The following is a 19,746-nucleotide window of genomic DNA, read 5'->3' on the forward strand; positions in this document are numbered from 1 at the left end:
GGGGATCGCTTGCCTCGGATTTCCCTGATCTGAACACCATGAATTCACCCCGCAGCACGGCTTCCCTTCAGGGCGATGCCCTTCACGCCTTTCTAGAGCAGGCCCACGACCTGCTCAACGACGACCAGGACGACACGGACTCGTCCATCAGCCGCGAAGACCGCATGGCGGCCGTCATCGAGCTGATGGAGCAGCAGACATTTGCCCCCGCCAATGTCACCGACCTCGAGCGCTTGCACGATTTCTGGCTGTTTCTGGACCGCCCTGAAACGGCCAACGACTTGTTGCAGACCCATCGCCAAGCCGCACTGCAAGCCGGCGACCGCCACCCCGATGACGCACGGGCGCGCCTTGCGCTCAGCGACATTCAAAGCCGCCTCGAATTCGACAAGCCATCGGCCATTCCCTTGCTACTGCCCGCGGCACAGGCCATTGCCAGCCTGCCCGAGAACATCGATGCCACGCGCTACTGGCATGGCTGGGAATGGATGGCCAATCAGGCCCAGGCCTGGGAAATTGCCGAAACCGGCGTGGACCTGCGCCGGGCGCGGGAGCGCCACGCCGACGAAGACCATGCTGCCCGTAACGACGCCATGGCCCTGGCGCGCAAAGCCGAGCTGGCGCACCAGCGCGCCGATGCGGGCGCGGCGGCCCGCCATGTGCAGGCCGCCATCGATACGCTGCACGATGCAGCGCCGGAGCAGGAGGTGGATTTCGACCAGTGGATGGACCTGGCGGACCGCGCCCTGCCCGTGGCCACCGCCAGCCTGCCCGCGCTGCTCATGGCCTGCGAGCGGCAGTTGGCGCGCACGGAAAACCCGCCGCCCTCACCAGCCGTCCAAGCCCACCGCCAGGTCAGGATCATGCGTCTGCAAGCCCATGCCTGCGCTCTGGCCGGTCAGCTGGAAGCCGCCCTGCAGCTTGCGCCCCAGGGGCGTCTGGGCCTCACGGATGACGAAGGCGACCCGTTTTCCGCGCTGGTGATGCAGTGGCTGGTGCAGGCCGATCGCCTGCCCGAGGCCGCGACCCTGGCGCTGGAGAGCGTGCTCCACGCCCGCCCGGTCTCGTCGACCCAGGGCTACCACCTGGCACGCGAGCGCTTCGGCAATGACGCCCAGCACGCCGTCACCTGGGCCTTGATCCTGGCCATGGCCCAGACCGATCCCGACATGCGCCAGTTGCTCGCGCAGGAAAGCCGGCCGGACCAGCCCGCCGACTTCTACCTGGATTTTGTCCGCGCAATCGCTCCGCACCACCCGGTGCTGGCCCTCACCCTGGGCATGCGCCATGCCGCCAAGCGCCAGATGGACCAGGCCCTGCCCTTGCTGGAGCAATCCGTGGGCCTGCATCCCCATATGGCCGACGGCGAAAAGCTGGCCGCCCTGTGGGCCGCGCGCTTTGCGGCGCTGCCGCTCGAGGAAGCCCTGGCCCGCCCCTTTGTCCTGGCCCATGGCGCTCACTGGTGCTATGCGGTGGGCGTGGTGCTGGACGACGAGGATGACCTGGGGCCCCTCATGGGCGGCAAGAAGAACATACCTTCCGCCGAAGTACGCGCCCCGCTGGTGCTGCGCTACTACGAAGAAGGCCTGGCGCGCTTCGAGCAATTCTGGGCCACGGGCCAGGGCGCGTTCAAGGATGCCGACCTGCATGTCTACTCCATGCTGTGCAACAACCTGGCCATCAAATACCGCTTTCTGAACCGCTACGACGAGGCCGTCGCGCTGCACCACAAGGGACTGGCCAGCAGTCCATTTGGCGAACACCTGAACGGTCTGATGTGGAGCGCCATCGGCAAGGATGATGACGACGCCACGGTGGCCGCGGCCGAGCGCCTGTGGCACTTCGCGCAGGACCACTCCTATGGCCGCCATGATCCCACGCGCTACTTTTCCACCGTTGCCCTATCGCTCTTCAAGCTCGACCGGGACGATGAGATCAGCATCTGGCTGGAGCGCCTGGATCAGTGGTACGAGGATCTGGACGCCGCCGATCAGCGGTCCGAGCGCCGCGACTATCTGGCCTCGCTGATGTCCATGCTGGACTTTTTCTCGAGCACTCGTCCGGAGCTGGTGCTGCCGCGTCTGCGCGCCCATCAGGACGAAGTGCGCGCGCTCAAGGAAAGCTACACCTTGCGCCGTCTGGGCTGCGCACTGGAAGCCTATCCCGAGCTGCTGGAAGAGTCCGTGGCCATGCACAAGGAGTCCGCCGGCTACCTGGGCAAGAACGATGACGACGATGAACGCAACATGTCGCGTACCGGCATAGCGCGCGCCGAGCGCAAGCTGGCCGAGCGCGATCAGCCGGACCAGGCCGACGACCGCCGCAAGCCATGGTGGAAATTCTGGTGACCCCGCCGGCCCCTGCGACGGCATCCGCCGCGCCCGCCGCGCCCAGCGCCTACAAGGCGCGCGACGTGGTCAACGCCCCCGCCATCAAGCAGCGCATACGCGAGCGCAGCGAACAGCGCGGCGATGCGCCCGAGGTCTCCGCCTGGCTGCTCAACCACTTTTGCCGCCATGTGATCGGCAACGTGGCCTGCGCCCCGCAGAACGACCCGCCAACCACGGCAGCGCCTGTGCAGCGCCTTGCCGACAGCAACGCCCTGCAGGAGCGCCTGGGTCGCAAGGAGGCGCCCGCCTGGGCGCTGGAGCGACTGCGCAAAAAAGCGGCAGGGGTCGATCTGCCGGATTTGTGGTGGGTGGAGCCCGACTCGCCCGCCGTGCTGGCGCTGGAGACGCGGCTGGTGGAGTTTCTCTCCACCCGCAAGGGCACGTCGCTGGAGGGCAAGCTGCAGCGCGTGAACTGCCCGCAGGCCCTGGCGCGCTGGACGCTGGAGCACCTGGCCTTCGAGAAGAAGCAAAGCAACGGCTGGGTGGAACACTCCAAGGATGCGGTGCACGGCATCGTGCGCGGCCAGCTGGGCAGCTTTGTGGAGTTTGACGCCAGCAGCCCGCGGCTGCGCCAGGAGATGGCTTACGAGAGCCAGATGATGGGCCACTGCGTTGGCCAGTTCTCCGACCGCAAGCGCTTCAGCGGAGGTTATGGCGAGCACTATGCCGCCGGCTGCGAAAGCGGCAGGATGCGCCTGTTCAGCTACCGCACGGGCTCGGCCCAGCCGCGCATCACCATCAACGCGGTGCTGCAAAAAGATGGCAGCCTGCAGATAGAGCAGATCAAGGGCAAGCAGAACCGCCCGCCGATCGCACGCTACGTGCCCGATGTGGCGGCCTTGCTCAACCACCTGCCCCTCAATGACGAAGTGCCCGCGGACGCGCTTGCCATGGGTCTGGTGCGCCGCCCTGCCGAAGTGCTGGCCGCCAACCCTGCGCTCGCCCCCTGGTGCGCCGTGGCCGAGCTGAGCACCGAGACGGAGCAGCTGTGGCTGCTGCGCCAGCATCCGCAACTGCTGGCCCAGCTGGATCTGCGCTCGCCGCTGATGCAGTGGATGGTGGCCGCGCGCAAGGACTCCATTGATCCGGAAATCGTGGAGCGCATGCCCCAATCCCCGGCCCTGCGGCAGACGCTGCAGCTGGCACGGATGCGCGTGTCCCGCGCCAGCCAGACAGGGGGCCGGACATGACGGGCTGGGTGATTTTCCTGCTCCTGCTGGCCTTTGTTTTCTGGCTGCTGCAAGGCGGTTTCCAGAACCTGAAAGAGGCCAAGAAGCGCGGCGACATGGTCAGCTACGAAGCCGGCAGCCCCGAGCGCAACTGGGCGCTGGCCCTGGCCCACCCCATGGCCTACCACGCCATGCAGGGCGGCTTTGCCTGCGAGCTGCATGGGGCCGATGAGGCGCTGGCCAGGCAGCTGCGCCCCATGGTGCTGCACCACCTGGGCCTGCGCACCGATCTGAGCGATGCGCAGGTGCGCCAGCAACTGCCCGACGCCCTGCGCCAGCGCTGGTTCATGCTCGATCTGCAGCGCCTGCAACGCGGCGATGATCCGCGCGCGGCCATGGCGTTTGCCTGCGCCCGCGTGACGTTCTTCGTGCGCAGCGCGCGCTTGCTGGACTGGGTGGAGGAAGAGCCGCAGTGGGACCTCCTGATGCTCAATGCCCAGCGGGCCCAGCAGTGCTTCGACAGCTGGCGCAGCTTTGGCCAGGCCTATGCGCAAGGACGTGCCCAGTGGCTGGCACAGGGCCGCGCCGATCTGCTGGGCAAGACGGTGACGACCGAGGAAGTCGACCAATGGGTGAGCGAAGCAAAGCACCCCTGGCATGCCATGGACTGGGGCCTGCCGCTGAGCGCGCGGCCCACCGCCTGAGGGCTTGACCGGCTGGATCAGCCCGCGAACACCGTGCGGGCTTCGGTGAAGCGCTTGCGGAAATAGGGGTTGTCCATGGCCGCCACGCGCACGATGCCGCCACTCGAAGGCGCATGCACGAAGCGCTCGCCGCCGACATAAATGCCCATGTGCGAATAGCGCCCGCCCGAAGTATTGAAGAACACAAAGTCGCCGCGCTGCAGGTCACCGCGGTCGATGGTGCTGCTCACCGTGGCCCACTGGCTGGTGCTGCGCGGCAGGCGCTGCTCGGTGATGCCCTGCAGCGCGTACTGCACCAGCCCGCTGCAATCGAAACCGCCTTCCGGCGTGTTGCCGCCATAGGTATAAGGTGTATTGACCACCAGCATGGTGCGCGCGTAGAGCGCATCGCGCAGGCCGCCATCGATCGCCAGGGAGGGTGTGCCGCACGGGCCGGCGCTGCGCCTGGCGGGCGCGGAGCTGCACCCCGCGAGTGTGGCTGCCGCGGCCAGCGCCGCGGACAGAAGAAGCCGGCGCGACGGCGCGGCGGTGGGCTCAGGCATCGTTTGCATGCGGCCATTATCGGCAAGCAAAGCGCGTGCGCCAAATCGCAGCCCGTGAAGCCCCGCCGAAAGGGTTTTTCGCGGTGCTTCCGGGCGCAAAAAAACCGGCCTGCGCATCGCGCAAGGCCGGCTGCATGGACAGAACCGCCTGGGCTCAGAACGGCATCTTGGGCATGCCGCCACCGCCGCCCATCATGCCCTTCATGGCTTTCATGCCGCCCATGCGCTTCATCATCTTCATCAGGCCGCCGCCCTTCATCTTCTTCATCATGTCCTGCATCTGCTCGAACTCCTTGAGCAGGCGGTTGACTTCCTGCACCTGCACGCCGGCACCCATGGCGATGCGCTTCTTGCGCGTGGCCTTGATGAGTTCGGGCTTGGTGCGCTCGCGGGCCGTCATCGAGCAGATGATGCCTTCCTTGCGGCGCATTTCGCGCTCGGCCTTGTCCATGTCGACCTGACCGGCCTTGGCCGAGAGCTGGCTGGGCAGCTTGTCCATCAGGCTGGACAGCCCGCCCATCTGCTTCATCTGCCGGATCTGGCCCAGGAAGTCGTTGAGATCGAAGCCGTCACCGCTCTTGACCTTGGCAGCCAGGCGCTGCGCTGCTTCCATGTCGACACCGGCCGTGACCTGCTCGACCAGGGCCACGATGTCGCCCATGCCCAGCACACGGCCTGCATGGCGCTGTGCGTCGAACACTTCCAGGCCGTCGATCTTTTCCGACACACCGGCGAACTTGATGGGCGCGCCCGTGATCTGGCGCACCGACAGGGCCGCGCCACCGCGCGAATCGCCGTCGAGCTTGGTCAGCACGATACCGGTCAGCGGCAGCGCTTCCTTGAAGGCCTTGGCGGTGTTGATCGCATCCTGGCCCTGCATGGCATCGACCACGAACAGGGTTTCGACGGGCTTGAGCGCCGCGTGCAGCTCCTGGATTTCGCGCATCAGCACTTCATCGATGGCCAGGCGGCCCGCGGTGTCGACCAGCAGCACGTCAAAGAAATGGCGCTTGGCGTAGTCCAGGGCGGCGCGCGCGATGTCCAGCGGTTTTTGATCGGGTGTGCTCGGGAACCATTCGGCGCCGGCCTGGGCCGTGACGGTCTTGAGCTGCTCGATGGCCGCGGGGCGGTAGACGTCGCCCGACACGGTCAGCACTTTCTTCTTGCGCTTTTCGATCAGGTGCTTGGCCAGCTTGGCCGTGGTGGTGGTCTTGCCCGCGCCTTGCAGGCCGGCCATCAGAATCACCGCCGGCGGCTGGGCGTTGAGGTTCAGGTCGCTGACACCTTCGCCCATGGTCGCGGCGAGTTCGGTGTTGACGATGGACACCAGCACCTGGCCAGGCTGCAGCGAGGACAGGACTTCCTGGCCCAGCGCTTTTTCCTTGACGCGCGCAATGAAGTCGCGCACCACGGGCAGGGCCACGTCGGCTTCCAGCAAGGCCATGCGCACTTCACGCAGCATGTCCTGCACATTGGATTCGGTGATGCGGGCCTGGCCACGCATCTCCTTGACGAGGCGTGAGAGTTTTTCGGTAAGTGCGGAGGCCATAAGCAGGAAATTCCGGTAGGTGGTGCGCTGGGGCTGTCGCCCGCCGGCAGCGGTCCGCGGGGCCGGACAAGGCCGCCACCGTGGGTCGGACCGGCCCTGGCGGCGCCAAGCGGCGGCAGCGTGCAAGAGTGAATGGCGCAATTTTACCCGCTGGGGCGCTTTACGGTAGCGGCCCATGCCCCCTTCGGGCGTCAGCACGCCGCTACATCATCCTGCCGGGGATGCGTGTACGATTTGATACAGCCAGCCGCCGCGCTGTGCATTCCGGCTTTGCGCGCCTGAACCTGCTATCGGGAACCACCATGTCCGACATGCCTTACCGCCAGTACCTGGACCAGATTGCCGACGATTTCATACTGCACGATGCGCAGGGCCGGATTCTCGACGCCAGTGCCCAGTCCTGCGCCAGCCTCGGCCACAGCCGCGAGGCGCTGCTGCGGATGAACGTCAGCGACCTGTCCGTGGCCTACGACACCAGCGCGCTGACGCAGCTATGGGACAGCATAGAGCCTGGCAATGCCACCATCTGCGTCGACCAGCACCGCTGCCGCGATGGCCGCATCATCCCGGTGGAAGTGCAGATTTCCTGTCTGCTGGTGGGCGGGGAAAAATGGTTTTTCACGCTGTCGCACGACATCAGCGAGCGGCTCAAGCGCGAAGCCCAGATCCGTTCGCTCCATACCCAGCTCGAACGCCAGGTGCAGGAAAGCACCCGCCAGTGGAAAGACACGGCGCGCCTGCTCGACGCCGTGCTGCGCGACACGCCGGACATCGTCTACCTCAAGGACGTGAAAGGCCGCTACCTGTTCTGCAACGACGCCGCGTTTCGCTTTTTCGCCCACCCTCCGGAACAGATTCTGGGCTACACCGACGCCGATTTCTTTCCCGAAGGCGCGGCCGAATGCGAAGCCAGCGACCAGCAGGTGCTCACGTCCAACCACGCGACCACCTCGGAGCAGCACATTCCCCACCAGGGCCAGATGCGCGTATTCCAGACCATCAAGAGCCCGTTTCGCGACGACAAAGGCCAGCTCACGGGATTGCTGGGCATCTCCCGCGATGTGACCGACGTGCGCCTGGCGGAAGAAAAGCTGCAGCGCAGCTACGACTCGCTGCAACGCGCGGAACGGCTGTCGCGCATGGGCAGCTGGACGCTGGACCTGTCCACCCAGGCGTTCAGCGCCTCCGAGATGCTCTACGAGATGAGCGGCGCCGACCCGAACGGCCCGCCGCTGACGGTGCATGACCTGCAGCCCATGCTGCGCCCGCGGGACTACGCCGCGGTGGCGCAGGCCATGGCCGCCTGCGCACGGGACGGCCGCCCCTATGACATCGATGTGCGCCACCAGCACCCGGGCGGCGGCGGCAGCTTTCCGGCCCGCATCCTGGGCCAGGCCTTGCGCGACAGCGAAGGCACCATCGTCGCCCTCAGCGGCACGGTGCAGGACTTGTCGGAAAGCGAGAATGCCAGGGAGCGGCTCGAAGCCCTGGCCGACAACCTGCCCAGCGGCGCCATCTACCGCACGGAAGAACAGCAGGGCCGCTACCGGCTGACCTATCTCAGCGCCGGCATCGAAGCGCTGGTCGGCATGTCGGCGCGGGCCATACTCGCCAACAGCGACATCTACCTGAACGCCATCCACGCCGAGGACCGCGAGCGCCACGAAACCCAGCTGCTGCAATGCTATGCCAGCGGCCGCCCTTTCGACTGCAGCTTCCGCATCCTGCGGCCCGACGGCAGCCAGCGCTGGCTGCGCAGCCGCGCGGCGCTGCACCCCATCGACGGCACGCCGGTCTGGGACGGCGTCATGCTGGACATCACCCACGAGCGCGAAGCCGCGGATGCACTGCAACAGGCCAAGGCAGCGGCCGAAGCGGCGGAACGCGCCAAATCGGAGTTTCTGGCCACCATGAGCCATGAAATCCGCACGCCCATGAACACCGTCATAGGCATGACCCGATTGCTGCAGCAAACGCCCTTGCAGCCCAAGCAGCGCAACTACCTCGACAAGGTTGAAGTGTCGGCCAAGGCGCTGCTGGCCATCATCAACGACATCCTCGACTTCTCCAAGATCGAGGCCGGCATGCTGCACCTGGAAGACGTCGATTTCGATCTGGACACCATCCTCGAGACCGTCTCGGCCATCAGCACGCTGCGCGCCGAGGAAAAGAACGTGGAAATCGCCTACCGCATCGCACCCGACGTACCTCGACGCCTGCGCGGCGACCCCTTGCGCCTGAGCCAGGTGCTCACCAACCTGGTCAGCAATGCCGTCAAGTTCACCGATGCCGGAGAAATCGTCGTCGCTGTACGCCGCGCCCGCGGCGACGCCTCCGCCGAATCCCTGCCGCTGGAATTTGAAGTCAACGACACCGGCATAGGCATGACTCCGGCCCAGATGAAGATACTTTTTCGGCCGTTCACCCAGGCCGACGCGCAGACCACGCGCCGCTATGGCGGCACCGGGCTGGGGTTGGCCATCTGCCAGCAACTGGTCGCGCTCATGAGCGGCAGCATCAGCGTGGAAAGCAAGCTGGGCCAAGGCAGCAGCTTCCGGTTTTCGGCCCGGCTGTCGTCGGCCCGCACGCCCCAGCCATCGCCGCGACCGTCGCTTCAATCAGCCCACCGCGCGAACACCTGCGAGCGCACGCTGATCGTCGACGACAACGCCAGCGCACGCGCCATCCTGGCCGACATGCTCAGCGGCTTCGGCATGCCGTCCGACGCCGTCGCTTCGGGCGAAGCCGCCTTGCAGGCACTGCAGCAGGCCTGCGCCATCGGCCGGCCCTACCAGTTGGTGCTGCTGGATTGGCGCATGCCGGGCATGGACGGACTGGAAGTGACGCGCCGCATCCGCGCGCAGGACGCCCTGACCGCGACGCCCGCCGTGCTCATGGTCACCGCCTATGCGCGCGAAGAAGTCTTGCACCACGCCGAGCAGTTGGGCGTGCAAGGCCTGTTGATCAAGCCCGTGACCGAATCCGTGCTGTTCAACACCATCCAGGACATTTTCCGGCCCCCGTCCTTGGCCGGGGCCAGCGCCCACGCCACGCTGGCCACGTCGCTGCGTGCATCCGATGTCGCCGCGCGCCTGGCCGGCAAGAAGGTGCTGGTGGTCGACGACAACGCCCTCAACCGCGAAGTGGCCGAAGATTTTCTGCGGCTGGTGGGCATGCAGGTCGTCACCGCCCACCATGGCCGGCATGCACTCGAGCGCCTGCAAACCGAAACCGTTGACGCCGTGCTGATGGACGTACACATGCCCGACATGGACGGCCTCACGGCCACGCGCGCGATCCGTGAGCACCCGGCCTGGAAGAACCTGCCCGTCATTGCCCTCACGGCGCAGGCGAGCGAGGAAGACCGCCGACATATTCACGCGGCCGGCATGGATGCCCATCTGAGCAAGCCGATTGACGAGCAGCGCCTGTACGCCACGCTGGACCGGCTGCTGCACCCTCAGGCACAGGCCGTGACCGGCGAACCACCCGCGGCGACGCCGTCCGGCGCGGCGCCGGCCGATGTGCCGCTGATCGACTGGCCGGCCGTGCAGGCCCGCTTTGCCGGCAGTGCGCAGCGCATCCAGCGCCTGCTGCAAGGCTTTATGCGCGACTTCACCACGGCGCCGGACGCGCTCGTGCAGGGCGCGCAGCATCCCGACTGCGCGGGCGTGGCCATACTGGCCCACAACCTCAAGGGCGCGCTGGGCTATCTGGGCTCGCCGGCACTGGCCAAGCAGGCCGACCAGCTCGAACGCCTGGCCACCGCCGGGCAGCAGGACGCTGTGCAGCAGGCCCTGGTGCCATTCACTGCCACTCTGCGCCTTCTGCTGGTTGAGGTTGCCCAGGCCGCGGCCCGCGGCGAGGCCACGGCGCCCAGCGCCAGCGCGCAAGACATCGCCCACTGCATGGCAGACCTGCGCCGCTTGATTGCCACGGGCGACTATGCGGCCACCGGCGAGCTCGAGCGTCTGGCGCAGATGCTGGACGCCGCCCATCTGGCGCTGCTGGAGCCCGTGCGCGGCCATGTGGATGACCTGGAACCCGCGCTGGCCCTGGCCGCTCTGGAGGCACTGGCCCAACAACTGACCGCCCCTGACAGGAGCACCACCCCATGACAACGCCTGCGGACGAACACCCGACCATTCTGGTGGTCGACGACGAACGGCTCAACCGCGCTGCCCTGGCCGAGCTGCTGGGCCAGGAGTACCGCGTGCTGCTGGCCAAGGACGGCCCAAGTGCGCTGGCCCATGCGCAGCGTGAAGCCCAGCAACTGCTGCTGATCCTGCTGGATGTCAGCATGCCGGGCATGAGCGGCTACGAAGTCCTCCGCGCCTTGCGCGCCGACGAGCGCACGGCCGGCATTGCGGTGATCTTCATCACCGGCCAGAGCGACGATGCGGCCGAGGAATACGGCCTGAGCCTGGGCGCGGCCGACTATGTCTCCAAGCCCGTACGCCCGGCCATCGTGCGCGTGCGCGTGCGCAACCAGATCCATCTGGCGCAGCAAAAGCGCACCCTGGAGCGCCTGGCCCAGATCGACGGCCTGACGGGCCTGGCCAACCGCCGCCATTTCGACGACATGCTCGATCGCGCGCACCGCCGCAGCCGCCGCACCGGCAGCCCGCTGGGCCTGGCCCTTATCGACATAGACCACTTCAAGCAGTACAACGACCGTTACGGCCACATCCAGGGCGACGAAGCCCTCAAGGCCGTGGCCCGCACGCTGCAAGCCCATGCCCGCAGGCCGGACGACCTGGCGGCGCGTTTCGGCGGTGAGGAATTTGCCTTGCTGGTGCCGGGCGACGAAGGGCTGCTGCAGCGCATGGAAGACTTTCGCCTGGCGGTGCTCGCGCAGGCCATAGAGCATGCCGACTCCTCCACGGGACCGGCCCTCACCGTGAGCTGCGGCCTGGTCGTGGCCCAGCATCTCGAACACCTGAACACCACCGACTTGCTGCAAAAAGCCGACTCGCTGCTCTACACCGCAAAATCCCAGGGTCGCAACCGCACCAGCGTGTGGCTGCAGAGCTGATTCCCCGCCCCTCGGCGGTCTATCATTGAACGATGGTTTCTTTTGCCTACATGCACTCTTCCACTTCGGTTCTGACCTGGTCCCTGGCCTTGGCCGCGGCCTGCGCCTATGCCATTCCCGCCGCCCGCATCGGTGAAACCGCCGCGCGCACCTCCCTGGGCATTGCCTGGGCGCTGCACGCCGCATTTCTTGCCTGGGGCCTGCTGGGTGAGGCCCCCCACTTCGGCTTTGCCTCGGCGCTGTCCATCACCGCCTGGCTGATGCTCACCGTCTACGGCGTCGAGCAGCAGCTGTTCCCGCAGCTGCGCACCCGCGCGCTGCTGGGACTGCTGGGTGCGGCCACCGTGGTACTCGCCGCCCTGTTCCCCGGCATGCCGCTGCAGGTCAACGCTTCGGCCTGGCTGCCGCTGCACCTGGCCCTGGGCATTGCCTCGTACGGACTGTTCGCCGCCGCCGTCGTGCATGCGGCCTTGATGAACCATGCCGAAAAACGCATCCGCCTCGCGGCCGACCAGGACAGCGGCATTCCCCTGCTCACGCTGGAGCGGCTCACGTTCCGCTTTGTTTCCGGAGGCTTCTGGCTGCTCACCGCGACCTTGCTGGCCGGCTGGCTGTTCGGCGAAACCCTGTACGGCCGCCACTGGCACTGGGACCACAAGGCCATTTTCTCGGTGCTGTCCTGGCTGACTTTCGCCACGCTGCTGATCGGGCGCGCGCGCTTTGGCTGGCGCGGCCGACATGCCGTGCACATGCTGTACGCTGGCGCCCTGTTGCTGTTGCTGGCCTATGCGGGCTCGCGCTTTGTGATGGAAGTACTGCTGGAACGTCTGGGATGAAATATCTTTTGGTTTTGCTGGTGATCGTGGTCGCCGTAGGTGTCTGGCGCAGCCGCCGCCGGGCGGAGAATCTGGACGCACAGCGTCCGGCCCGGAATGCGGGCAGCCGCTTGCAGCCGCCCCAGGACATGGTGGCCTGCGCCCATTGCGGACTGCACCTGCCGCGCAGCGATGCACTGGCACAGGGCGCCGACGCCCAGCTGCGCTATTACTGCAGCGCTCAGCACCGCGCCCAGGGCCCGGCCTGAGCGGCCATGTCCGCCAGCCGCCTGAGCGCCCCACCGCTGCCGGCCGAGCCGCAGGTCATGCGCCTGTGGCACGGCTTTCTCAACGGCCGCATCCTGGTCGCCAGCGTCCTGCTCATCTTTCAGGGACTGGGCACGGTCCAGAGTCATGCCAACCCATGGCTCTGGGCCATCTGCGCCATCTACCTGGGGCTCACGGTGCTCACGCGCATCGTCGGGCGCAACGCCCCGCCTCCGCCCCAGACCGGCCTGCACTGGCTGCCGCTGATCGGCGTCGACATCGCCGTGGTCTGCCTGCTGCAGCTGTGGCAGGCCGGCCCGCTGAACTACACACCACTGCTGGCCCTGCCCATTCTGATGGCCTCGGCACTGGGCACCTTGCTGCTGGCCTTCGCCACCACCGCCGGCGTCACCCTGCTGATGCTGGGCTGGACCACTTGGCAAAGCCTGTATGGCCCGTCTGATCTCACCCAGCAGTACTTCCAGACAGCGCTGACCTGCGCCGGCTATTTCCTGATGGCCTATCTGACCCATCAGCTGGCCCAGCGCCTGCAGCGTGAGCAGCAGCTGTCCCTGCAAAGCCGGCTGGCAGCCCATCTGCAGGAGCAGGTCAATCACCTCATCATCCACCACCTGAACGACGGCGTGCTGGCCATGGACCAGCAGGGCCTGGTGCACACCGCCAACCCCGCCGCCCTGCAGTTGCTGGGCTGTGCCCCGGGCCTGCCCTTGCCGTTCGCGCTGGCCGCGCATGCCGGCAACGCGCCGCTGTCGGCGCTGGTCGCCCAGACCTTTATCAACGGTGCGCCGCTGGCCGCGGACATGGACCTGGTGCATGCCGGCCAGAACCCGCTGGGCCTGCATGCGCGCACCTGGCTCACGCTCCCCTTGGCAGGCAACGCCCTGCAAGCGACCGAGCCCCTGCCCGCGCAATGGTGCGTGGTGTTTCTGCACGACCTGCGCGAAATGCAGGCCCGGCTGCGCACCGAAAAACTGGCCGCGATGGGCCGCATGTCGGCCGCCGTGGCGCATGAAATCCGCAATCCGCTGGCCGCCATCACCCAGGCCAACGCCCTGCTGGCCGAAGACCTGACCGATCCCGGCCAGCAACGCCTGAGCCAGATGGTCACGCACAACGCCCAGCGCCTGGCGCGCATTGCCGAAGAGGTGCTGGACATTGCCCGCGTGCAGCAGCAAATCCATGCGGCCGAAGCCAGCGCCCTGCCCCTGGACGCGCAAGTCGCGGCCGTCTGGGAAGAATGGCGCGCGCAGGCACCGGCCGGCGCCCAGGACACGGCTTGCCCGCGCCAGGCCCTGGTACAGCTCGAGGCCGCGACGGCACTGGTGGCCTTCGATGCCGAGCACCTGCGGCGCGTGCTGGTCAACCTGCTCGACAATGCCCAACGCTATCGCAGCAGCGCCGCCGACGGCCTGCAGCTGTTGACCGGCCACAACAGCGCCTCCCATCCGCTTGATCCCGCGCCCGCCCAGGGCGCCCAGGTCTGGCTGCAGGTGTGGAGCGATGGCGCGCCGCTCGAGGCTTCGGTGCAGCGCCACCTGTTCGAGCCTTTTTTCTCGTCGCAAAGCCGCTCCAGCGGTCTGGGCCTGTATATCTGCCGCGAACTGTGCGAGCGCTACGGCGCCCGCCTGGGCTACCAGCGCCTGGTGCGCAACACCGCGCGCGGCCCCGTCGAAGGCAATGCCTTCACCCTGGTGTTCTACCCCGCCGCCGCCCTGGGCACGCCCTCTTACAGCTTTGACACAATCGTGGTCTGATGCATCCACCCTCCATGCCTGACATTGCTGCTTCCATCCTGGTCGTCGATGACGAACCCGACCTGCGCACGCTCTACGAGCTGACCCTGCTGCGCGAGGGCTACCGTGTCGAGACCGCGGACAGCGTGCAGCAGGCGCGCGCGCGGCTGCAGGCCCAGCGCTTCGACGCCGTGCTCACCGACATGCGCCTGCCCGATGGTCTGGGGCTGGAATTGCTGCATGACCTGCGCGCGCAGCAGCGCCCCGAGCGCTGCGTGGTCATCACCGCCCACAGCTCGGCCGACAACGTGGTCGAAGCCTTGCGGGCCGGCGCCTTCGACTACCTGAGCAAGCCCGTGGACCTCAAGCAGTTTCGCGCCGTCGTGGCCTCGGCCGTGCACCGTGCGGCCGAAGGCGGCGGTGCGCCGCGCCGCGCGCGCAACGCCGGCCCCACGGCCGACATGGCCGACTCCGAGACCGCACTGGCGCAGCTGGTGGGCGAATCGCCGGCCATGCGCGCCGTCAAGCAGAACATCCTCAAGGTCGCAAAAGGCATGGCTCCGGTGCTGGTGCAGGGCGAGTCCGGCACCGGCAAGGAGCTGGTCGCGCGCGCGCTGCACGCCTGCAGCCACCGCGCCGACGGCCCCTGGGTGGCGGTGAACTGTGGCGCCATTCCCGACAACCTGCTGGAAGCCGAATTCTTCGGCGCCCGCAAAGGTTCGTACACCGGCGCCACCCAGGACCGCGGCGGCTACTTCCAGGCCGCGCGCGGCGGCACGCTGTTTCTGGACGAGATCGGCGACCTGCCGCTGGCCATGCAGGCCAAGCTGCTGCGCGCCATCCAGGAGCGGCGCGTGCGCCCTCTGGGCTCGACCCAGGAAGAGCCGGTGGACGTGCGCATCGTCAGCGCCAGCCACCGCGACCTGGCCGAAGAAGTGCCCGCCGGGCGCTTTCGCCAGGACCTGTATTACCGGCTCAACGTCATAGAAATCCATTTGCCGCCGCTGCGCGAACGCCGCGAAGACCTGCCGGCCCTGTGCGAGGTCCTGCTGGCGCGCATCGCGGCCGACACCGGCTGCGCCGTCCCCGTGCTGTCGCCCCAGGTGCTGGAGCAGCTGGCCCAGTTGCCGCTCACCGGCAATGTGCGCGAACTGGAAAACCAGCTGCACCGCGCGCTCACGCTCAGCGAAGGTCAGGTGCTGTCGCTCAAGGGCAGCCCCTCCGACGCCGGCGCGGCGTGCCTGGCTGCGGCGCCGGCCAGCCCCGACAACCCGGCCGCGCCCGCCCCCCTGCCCCACGACCTGCAAGCCTGGCTGGACCAGCAGGAGCGCGACATCCTGGTGCGCGCCCTGCACGAGCTGGGCTTCAACCGCACCGCCACGGCCGCACGGCTGGGCATCAGCCTGCGCCAGATCCGCTACCGCATCGCGCGCCTGAACATCACCGCACCCCATGACAGCGACCTTTCCGACAGCTCCGACACCTCCGACCCCGCCGCCGGCTGATTCCGCCACGCCCACCGACAGCGGCTGGGATGGCGGCTGGTACCGGGCCGCCCAGGCCCTGGCCTCGCCCAACTGCGGCCCCCGGCCCGAGGGCGCGCAGATCGACCTGGTGGTACTGCATTCCATCAGCCTGCCGCCGGGCGAATACGGCACAGGGGCCGTGCAGCAGCTGTTCACCAACCAGCTCGACTGGGACGCCCACCCTTATTACCAGGGCATACGCGGCCTGCAGGTCTCGGCGCATTTCTTCATCACCCGCGAAGGCCGGATCTGGCAGTTCGTCGACTGCGATCAACGCGCCTGGCATGCGGGCGCGTCCTGCTGGCGCGGGCGCGACAACTGCAACGACGACTCCATCGGCATAGAACTCGAAGGCCTCGAAGGCCTGAGCTTCGAATCGGCGCAATACGCGGCGCTGGCCCAGCTGTGCGCCGACCTCGCCGCCCACTACCCCATACGCCATGTGGCCGGCCACGAGCACATTGCCCCGGGCCGCAAGCTCGATCCCGGACCCGGCTTCGACTGGCCACGGCTGCGCGGCGCGCTGTCGGGCGCCGCGCTGGACTGGCCGCCGGGCACTTAAGCCGTTTTTCCGGCAACGTCAATCGGAGTCTGCGTGGGGTCCTGCTTTTTCACCACGCCGGCAAAAAAAATTTGCCGCGCTCGCAGACGCCGCGCTTCGCCGCGAGCCCGCGCGGACACTGGCACTGCCACCGCGCAGGCCCGTATCAGCGCCTCGAAAGGGCCCCGCATTCCTCCTCATCGCCAAGGGTTTCGAGCCAGTTTTGCCCATTCGGCCGAGCCTCCGCGCTACACTAGCACCCGAACCAAAGACACTACCTGTAGTGGTCGAAGCCATCCACAAACACTACATTTAGTGTTAAAAAGTTGTGCACAGCATGTGCACGGCTTGTGGACAAGCTACCTCCGTGCTGACGGCCCTCCACCGCTACAGCGCCATCACTTAAACGCCCAAGAGGAATCCATGCAAGAAGCGTTGAACCCCGTCTCCACTGCGTCCGCCGATGCAGCGACCGCCTCGGCTTCCGAGCAGTACCACGTCATGCGCCGCAACGGCGATGTCGTGGACTTCACGCCGCAAAAAATCTCCGTCGCCGTGACCAAGGCCTTCCTGGCCGTGCGCGGTGCCCAGGGTGCGGCCTCGTCCAGCGTGCGCGAAATGGTGGACGAGCTCACGCAAGGCGTGGTGCGCGCACTGGTGCGCTCGCGTCCAGGCGGCGGCACGTTCCACATCGAAGACATCCAGGACCAGGTCGAACTGGGCCTGATGCGCGGCGGCCACCATGAAGTCGCCCGTGCCTACGTGCTGTACCGCGAGCGCCGCAACCAGGAGCGCGCCGAGCAGAAGAAGGCCAGCCAGCCCGCTGCCGCTGCCGCGCCCGTGCTGCATGTCACCGACAACGGCCAGCGCGTGCCGCTGGACCAGGCTCGCCTGCTGACGCTGATCGAAGCCGCCTGCAAGGGCCTGAACGCCGACATCCAGCCCGATCCCATCGTGCAGGAAACCCAGCGCAACCTGTACGACGGCATGCCGATCGACGAAGTGTTCAAGGCCGCCATCCTGGCCGCGCGCACGCTGATCGAAAAAGACCCCGACTACACCTACGCCACCGCGCGTCTGCTGCTGCACACCATCGTGCGTGAAGTCATGGGCCGCGATGTCGCGCCCGCCGACATGGGCCAGGCCTATGTCGACTACTTCCCCGGCTTTGTGCAAAACGGTGTCGACAACGAACTGCTCAACCCCGAGCTGCTCAACTACGACCTGCCCCGCCTGGCCCAAGCCCTCAAGGCCGAACGCGACCAGCAGTTCGACTACCTGGGTCTGCAGACGCTGTATGACCGCTACTTCCAGCACGTCCACAAGAAGCGCATCGAGCTGCCCCAGTCCTTCTTCATGCGCGTGGCCATGGGCCTGGCGCTGGGCGAAACCGACCGCAATGCGCGCGCCATCGAGTTCTACGAGCTGCTGAGCTCCTTCGACTTCATGAGCAGCACGCCCACGCTGTTCAACAGCGGCACGCTGCGTTCGCAGCTGTCGAGCTGCTACCTGACCACGGTCCCTGACCACCTCGAAGGCATCTACGACGCCATCAAGGAAAACGCGCTGCTGTCCAAGTTTGCCGGCGGCCTGGGCAACGACTGGACCCGCGTGCGCGCACTGGGTTCGCGCATCAAGGGCACGAACGGCGAATCGCAAGGCGTCGTGCCTTTCCTCAAGGTCGTCAACGACACGGCCGTGGCCGTGAACCAGGGCGGCAAGCGCAAGGGCGCTGTCTGCACCTACCTGGAAAGCTGGCACCTGGACATCGAAGAGTTCCTGGAACTGCGCAAGAACACCGGCGACGACCGCCGCCGCACGCACGACATGAACACGGCCAACTGGATTCCCGACCTGTTCATGCGCCGCGTGATCGAAAAGGGTTCCTGGACCCTGTTCTCGCCCGCCGACGTGCCCGATCTGCACGACCTGTACGGCATCGAATTCGAGAAGGCCTACACGGCCTACGAAGCCAAGGCCGCCAGCGGTGAAATCCGCCTGCACAAGACCCTGCCCGCCACCGACATGTGGCGCAAGATGCTGTCCATGCTGTTCGAGACCGGCCACCCATGGATCACCTTCAAGGATCCGTGCAACATCCGCTCGCCCCAGCAGCATGTAGGCGTGGTGCACTCGTCCAACCTGTGCACCGAAATCACGCTCAACACCAGCGACACCGAGACGGCTGTCTGCAACCTGGGTTCCGTGAACCTGGTGCGCCACATCAAGAACGGCAAGCTCGACCACGACAAGCTGCGCAAGACCATCACCACGGCCATGCGCATGCTCGACAACGTGATCGACATCAACTACTACGCGGTGCAAAAGGCCAAGGACTCGAACCTGCGCCATCGCCCCGTGGGCCTGGGCCTGATGGGCTTCCAGGACGCGCTGTACGAAATGCGCATGCCCTACGCCTCGATGCAGGCCGTGGAGTTCGCCGACCAGTCGATGGAAGCCATCTGCTACTACGCTTACTGGGCTTCGACCGAGCTGTCCAAGGAACGCGGCAGCTACTCGACCTTCAAGGGCTCGCTGTGGGACCAGGGCATCCTGCCGCTGGACACGCTGAACCTGCTGGAAAAGGCACGTGGCGGCTACGTCGAAGTCGACCGCTCCATGCGCCTGGACTGGGACGGCCTGCGCAACAAGATCGCGGCCGACGGCATGCGCAACTCCAATTGCGTGGCCATCGCCCCCACGGCAACCATCTCCAACATCGTTGGCGTGGACGCCTCGATCGAGCCTTCGTTCGGCAACCTGTCGGTCAAGTCCAATCTGTCGGGTGAATTCACCATCATCAACAACTACCTGGTGCGTGACCTCAAGCGCCTGGGTCTGTGGGATGACGTGATGGTCATGGACCTGAAGCATTTCGACGGCTCGCTGCGCCCCATCGACCGCGTGCCCCAGGAAATCAAGGACCAGTACGCCACGGCGTTCGAAGTCTCGCCCGAATGGCTGGTCGAAGCCGCCTCGCGCCGCCAGAAGTGGATCGACCAGGCCCAGAGCCTGAACATCTACATGGCCGGTGCATCGGGCAAGAAGCTCGACGACACCTACAAGCTGGCCTGGCTGCGCGGTCTCAAGACCACCTACTACCTGCGCACCAGCAGCGCCACCCAGGCCGAGAAGTCGACGGTGCAACGCAGCACGCACAACGCCGTGTCCTCGGCCGCTCCGGCTGCGCCCAGCGCGCTGGAAAAGGCAGCCGCTGCCGCCCTGGCCATGTCGCCTGCGACGGACGTCAAGTTCTGCGCGATCGACGACCCAGGTTGCGAGGCCTGCCAGTAAGCAGCTGAGCTCCGCCCTGTCCGGCCTCCAGCCGGGCAGGGTCGCAGAAACGGTGAGGCGCGGGCCATTCACCTTTCTGCAAAAATATATGTTCTCGGGAAGCCTGCCTCAGGCTGCGCTGTCCCCAGGGCCTTGGGCCTGCAACGTTGCACCGGCTGCG

At 66.9% G+C, this 19,746-nt stretch carries 13 protein-coding genes; 11 read left to right on the plus strand and 2 right to left on the minus strand.

The features are described 5' to 3' along the window. Nucleotides 1-38: 38 nt before the first annotated feature. From N0K08_RS06445 to N0K08_RS06455, 3 genes are read left to right on the plus strand one after another with little or no spacing between them, the layout of a single operon-like run. Nucleotides 39-2,348, plus strand: a complete 2,310-nt coding sequence (locus N0K08_RS06445; RefSeq protein WP_261499261.1) for a hypothetical protein — start codon at nucleotides 39-41, stop codon at nucleotides 2,346-2,348. Further along, nucleotides 2,330-3,580, plus strand: coding sequence for a hypothetical protein (locus N0K08_RS06450; RefSeq protein ID WP_261499262.1), 1,251 nt, complete (start codon nucleotides 2,330-2,332; stop codon nucleotides 3,578-3,580). The genes N0K08_RS06445 and N0K08_RS06450 overlap by 19 nt, the downstream gene beginning before the upstream one ends. Nucleotides 3,581-3,588: 8 nt before the next feature. Next, a complete protein-coding gene (locus N0K08_RS06455; protein ID WP_261499263.1) occupies nucleotides 3,589-4,263 on the plus strand; it encodes a DUF1266 domain-containing protein in 675 nt (224 codons plus the stop codon). Nucleotides 4,264-4,280: 17 nt separating this feature from the next. On the opposite strand, the gene N0K08_RS06460 is transcribed toward N0K08_RS06455, so the two are convergent. Continuing rightward, complete coding sequence (locus N0K08_RS06460) at nucleotides 4,281-4,814, minus strand: C40 family peptidase (RefSeq protein WP_261499264.1); 534 nt, start codon at nucleotides 4,812-4,814, stop codon at nucleotides 4,281-4,283. A 145-nt stretch (nucleotides 4,815-4,959) separates the two neighbouring features. Further along, nucleotides 4,960-6,354: a signal recognition particle protein gene (gene ffh, locus N0K08_RS06465; RefSeq protein WP_261499265.1), complete on the minus strand. Its 1,395-nt coding sequence runs from the start codon at nucleotides 6,352-6,354 to the stop codon at nucleotides 4,960-4,962. 302 nt (nucleotides 6,355-6,656) lie between these two features. Here ffh and N0K08_RS06470 point away from each other — a divergent pair, with 302 nt between their 5' ends. The 8 genes from N0K08_RS06470 (at nucleotide 6,657) to N0K08_RS06505 (ending at nucleotide 19,586) form a co-directional block, all read left to right on the plus strand. After that, on the plus strand, nucleotides 6,657-10,472 hold the full coding sequence (locus N0K08_RS06470) for a PAS domain-containing hybrid sensor histidine kinase/response regulator (RefSeq protein ID WP_261499267.1): 3,816 nt from the start codon (nucleotides 6,657-6,659) through the stop codon (nucleotides 10,470-10,472). After that, on the plus strand, nucleotides 10,469-11,389 hold the full coding sequence (locus N0K08_RS06475; protein ID WP_261499268.1) for a GGDEF domain-containing response regulator: 921 nt from the start codon (nucleotides 10,469-10,471) through the stop codon (nucleotides 11,387-11,389). Before N0K08_RS06470 ends, N0K08_RS06475 begins: the two co-directional genes overlap by 4 nt. 32 nt (nucleotides 11,390-11,421) lie before the next feature. Then, nucleotides 11,422-12,225, plus strand: coding sequence for a cytochrome C assembly family protein (locus N0K08_RS06480; RefSeq protein WP_261499270.1), 804 nt, complete (start codon nucleotides 11,422-11,424; stop codon nucleotides 12,223-12,225). Next, nucleotides 12,222-12,473 (plus strand): PP0621 family protein, encoded by a 252-nt coding sequence (locus tag N0K08_RS06485; RefSeq protein ID WP_261499272.1) that lies wholly within the window; start codon nucleotides 12,222-12,224, stop codon nucleotides 12,471-12,473. Before N0K08_RS06480 ends, N0K08_RS06485 begins: the two co-directional genes overlap by 4 nt. Before the next feature lie 6 nt (nucleotides 12,474-12,479). Then, the gene (locus N0K08_RS06490; RefSeq protein WP_261499273.1) at nucleotides 12,480-14,246 is read left to right on the plus strand and encodes an ATP-binding protein; all 1,767 of its coding nucleotides are present in this window, start codon (nucleotides 12,480-12,482) and stop codon (nucleotides 14,244-14,246) included. Between the two features lie 14 nt (nucleotides 14,247-14,260). After that, on the plus strand, nucleotides 14,261-15,730 hold the full coding sequence (locus tag N0K08_RS06495) for a sigma-54-dependent transcriptional regulator (RefSeq protein ID WP_261499274.1): 1,470 nt from the start codon (nucleotides 14,261-14,263) through the stop codon (nucleotides 15,728-15,730). Next, entirely contained in the window at nucleotides 15,678-16,313 is a 636-nt protein-coding gene (ampD, locus tag N0K08_RS06500; RefSeq protein WP_261499275.1) for a 1,6-anhydro-N-acetylmuramyl-L-alanine amidase AmpD, read from the plus strand. The genes N0K08_RS06495 and ampD overlap by 53 nt, the downstream gene beginning before the upstream one ends. A 402-nt stretch (nucleotides 16,314-16,715) precedes the next feature. Beyond that, complete coding sequence (locus tag N0K08_RS06505) at nucleotides 16,716-19,586, plus strand: ribonucleoside-diphosphate reductase subunit alpha (protein WP_261499276.1); 2,871 nt, start codon at nucleotides 16,716-16,718, stop codon at nucleotides 19,584-19,586. Nucleotides 19,587-19,746 lie beyond the last annotated feature (160 nt).

This window comes from Acidovorax bellezanensis (assembly GCF_025421555.1).
In the GTDB taxonomy this organism is placed as follows: domain Bacteria; phylum Pseudomonadota; class Gammaproteobacteria; order Burkholderiales; family Burkholderiaceae_C; genus Comamonas; species Comamonas bellezanensis.

Coding starts and splice junctions, on each gene's coding strand:
- N0K08_RS06445 (WP_261499261.1), top strand. CDS start 39: ATGAATTCACCCCGCAGCACGGCTTCCCTTCAGGGCGATGCCCTTCAC.
- N0K08_RS06450 (WP_261499262.1), top strand. CDS start 2,330: ATGGTGGAAATTCTGGTGACCCCGCCGGCCCCTGCGACGGCATCCGCC.
- N0K08_RS06460 (WP_261499264.1), bottom strand. CDS start 4,814: ATGCAAACGATGCCTGAGCCCACCGCCGCGCCGTCGCGCCGGCTTCTT.
- ffh (WP_261499265.1), bottom strand. CDS start 6,354: ATGGCCTCCGCACTTACCGAAAAACTCTCACGCCTCGTCAAGGAGATG.
- N0K08_RS06470 (WP_261499267.1), top strand. CDS start 6,657: ATGTCCGACATGCCTTACCGCCAGTACCTGGACCAGATTGCCGACGAT.
- N0K08_RS06475 (WP_261499268.1), top strand. CDS start 10,469: ATGACAACGCCTGCGGACGAACACCCGACCATTCTGGTGGTCGACGAC.
- N0K08_RS06480 (WP_261499270.1), top strand. CDS start 11,422: ATGGTTTCTTTTGCCTACATGCACTCTTCCACTTCGGTTCTGACCTGG.
- N0K08_RS06485 (WP_261499272.1), top strand. CDS start 12,222: ATGAAATATCTTTTGGTTTTGCTGGTGATCGTGGTCGCCGTAGGTGTC.
- N0K08_RS06490 (WP_261499273.1), top strand. CDS start 12,480: ATGTCCGCCAGCCGCCTGAGCGCCCCACCGCTGCCGGCCGAGCCGCAG.
- N0K08_RS06495 (WP_261499274.1), top strand. CDS start 14,261: ATGCCTGACATTGCTGCTTCCATCCTGGTCGTCGATGACGAACCCGAC.
- ampD (WP_261499275.1), top strand. CDS start 15,678: ATGACAGCGACCTTTCCGACAGCTCCGACACCTCCGACCCCGCCGCCG.
- N0K08_RS06505 (WP_261499276.1), top strand. CDS start 16,716: ATGCAAGAAGCGTTGAACCCCGTCTCCACTGCGTCCGCCGATGCAGCG.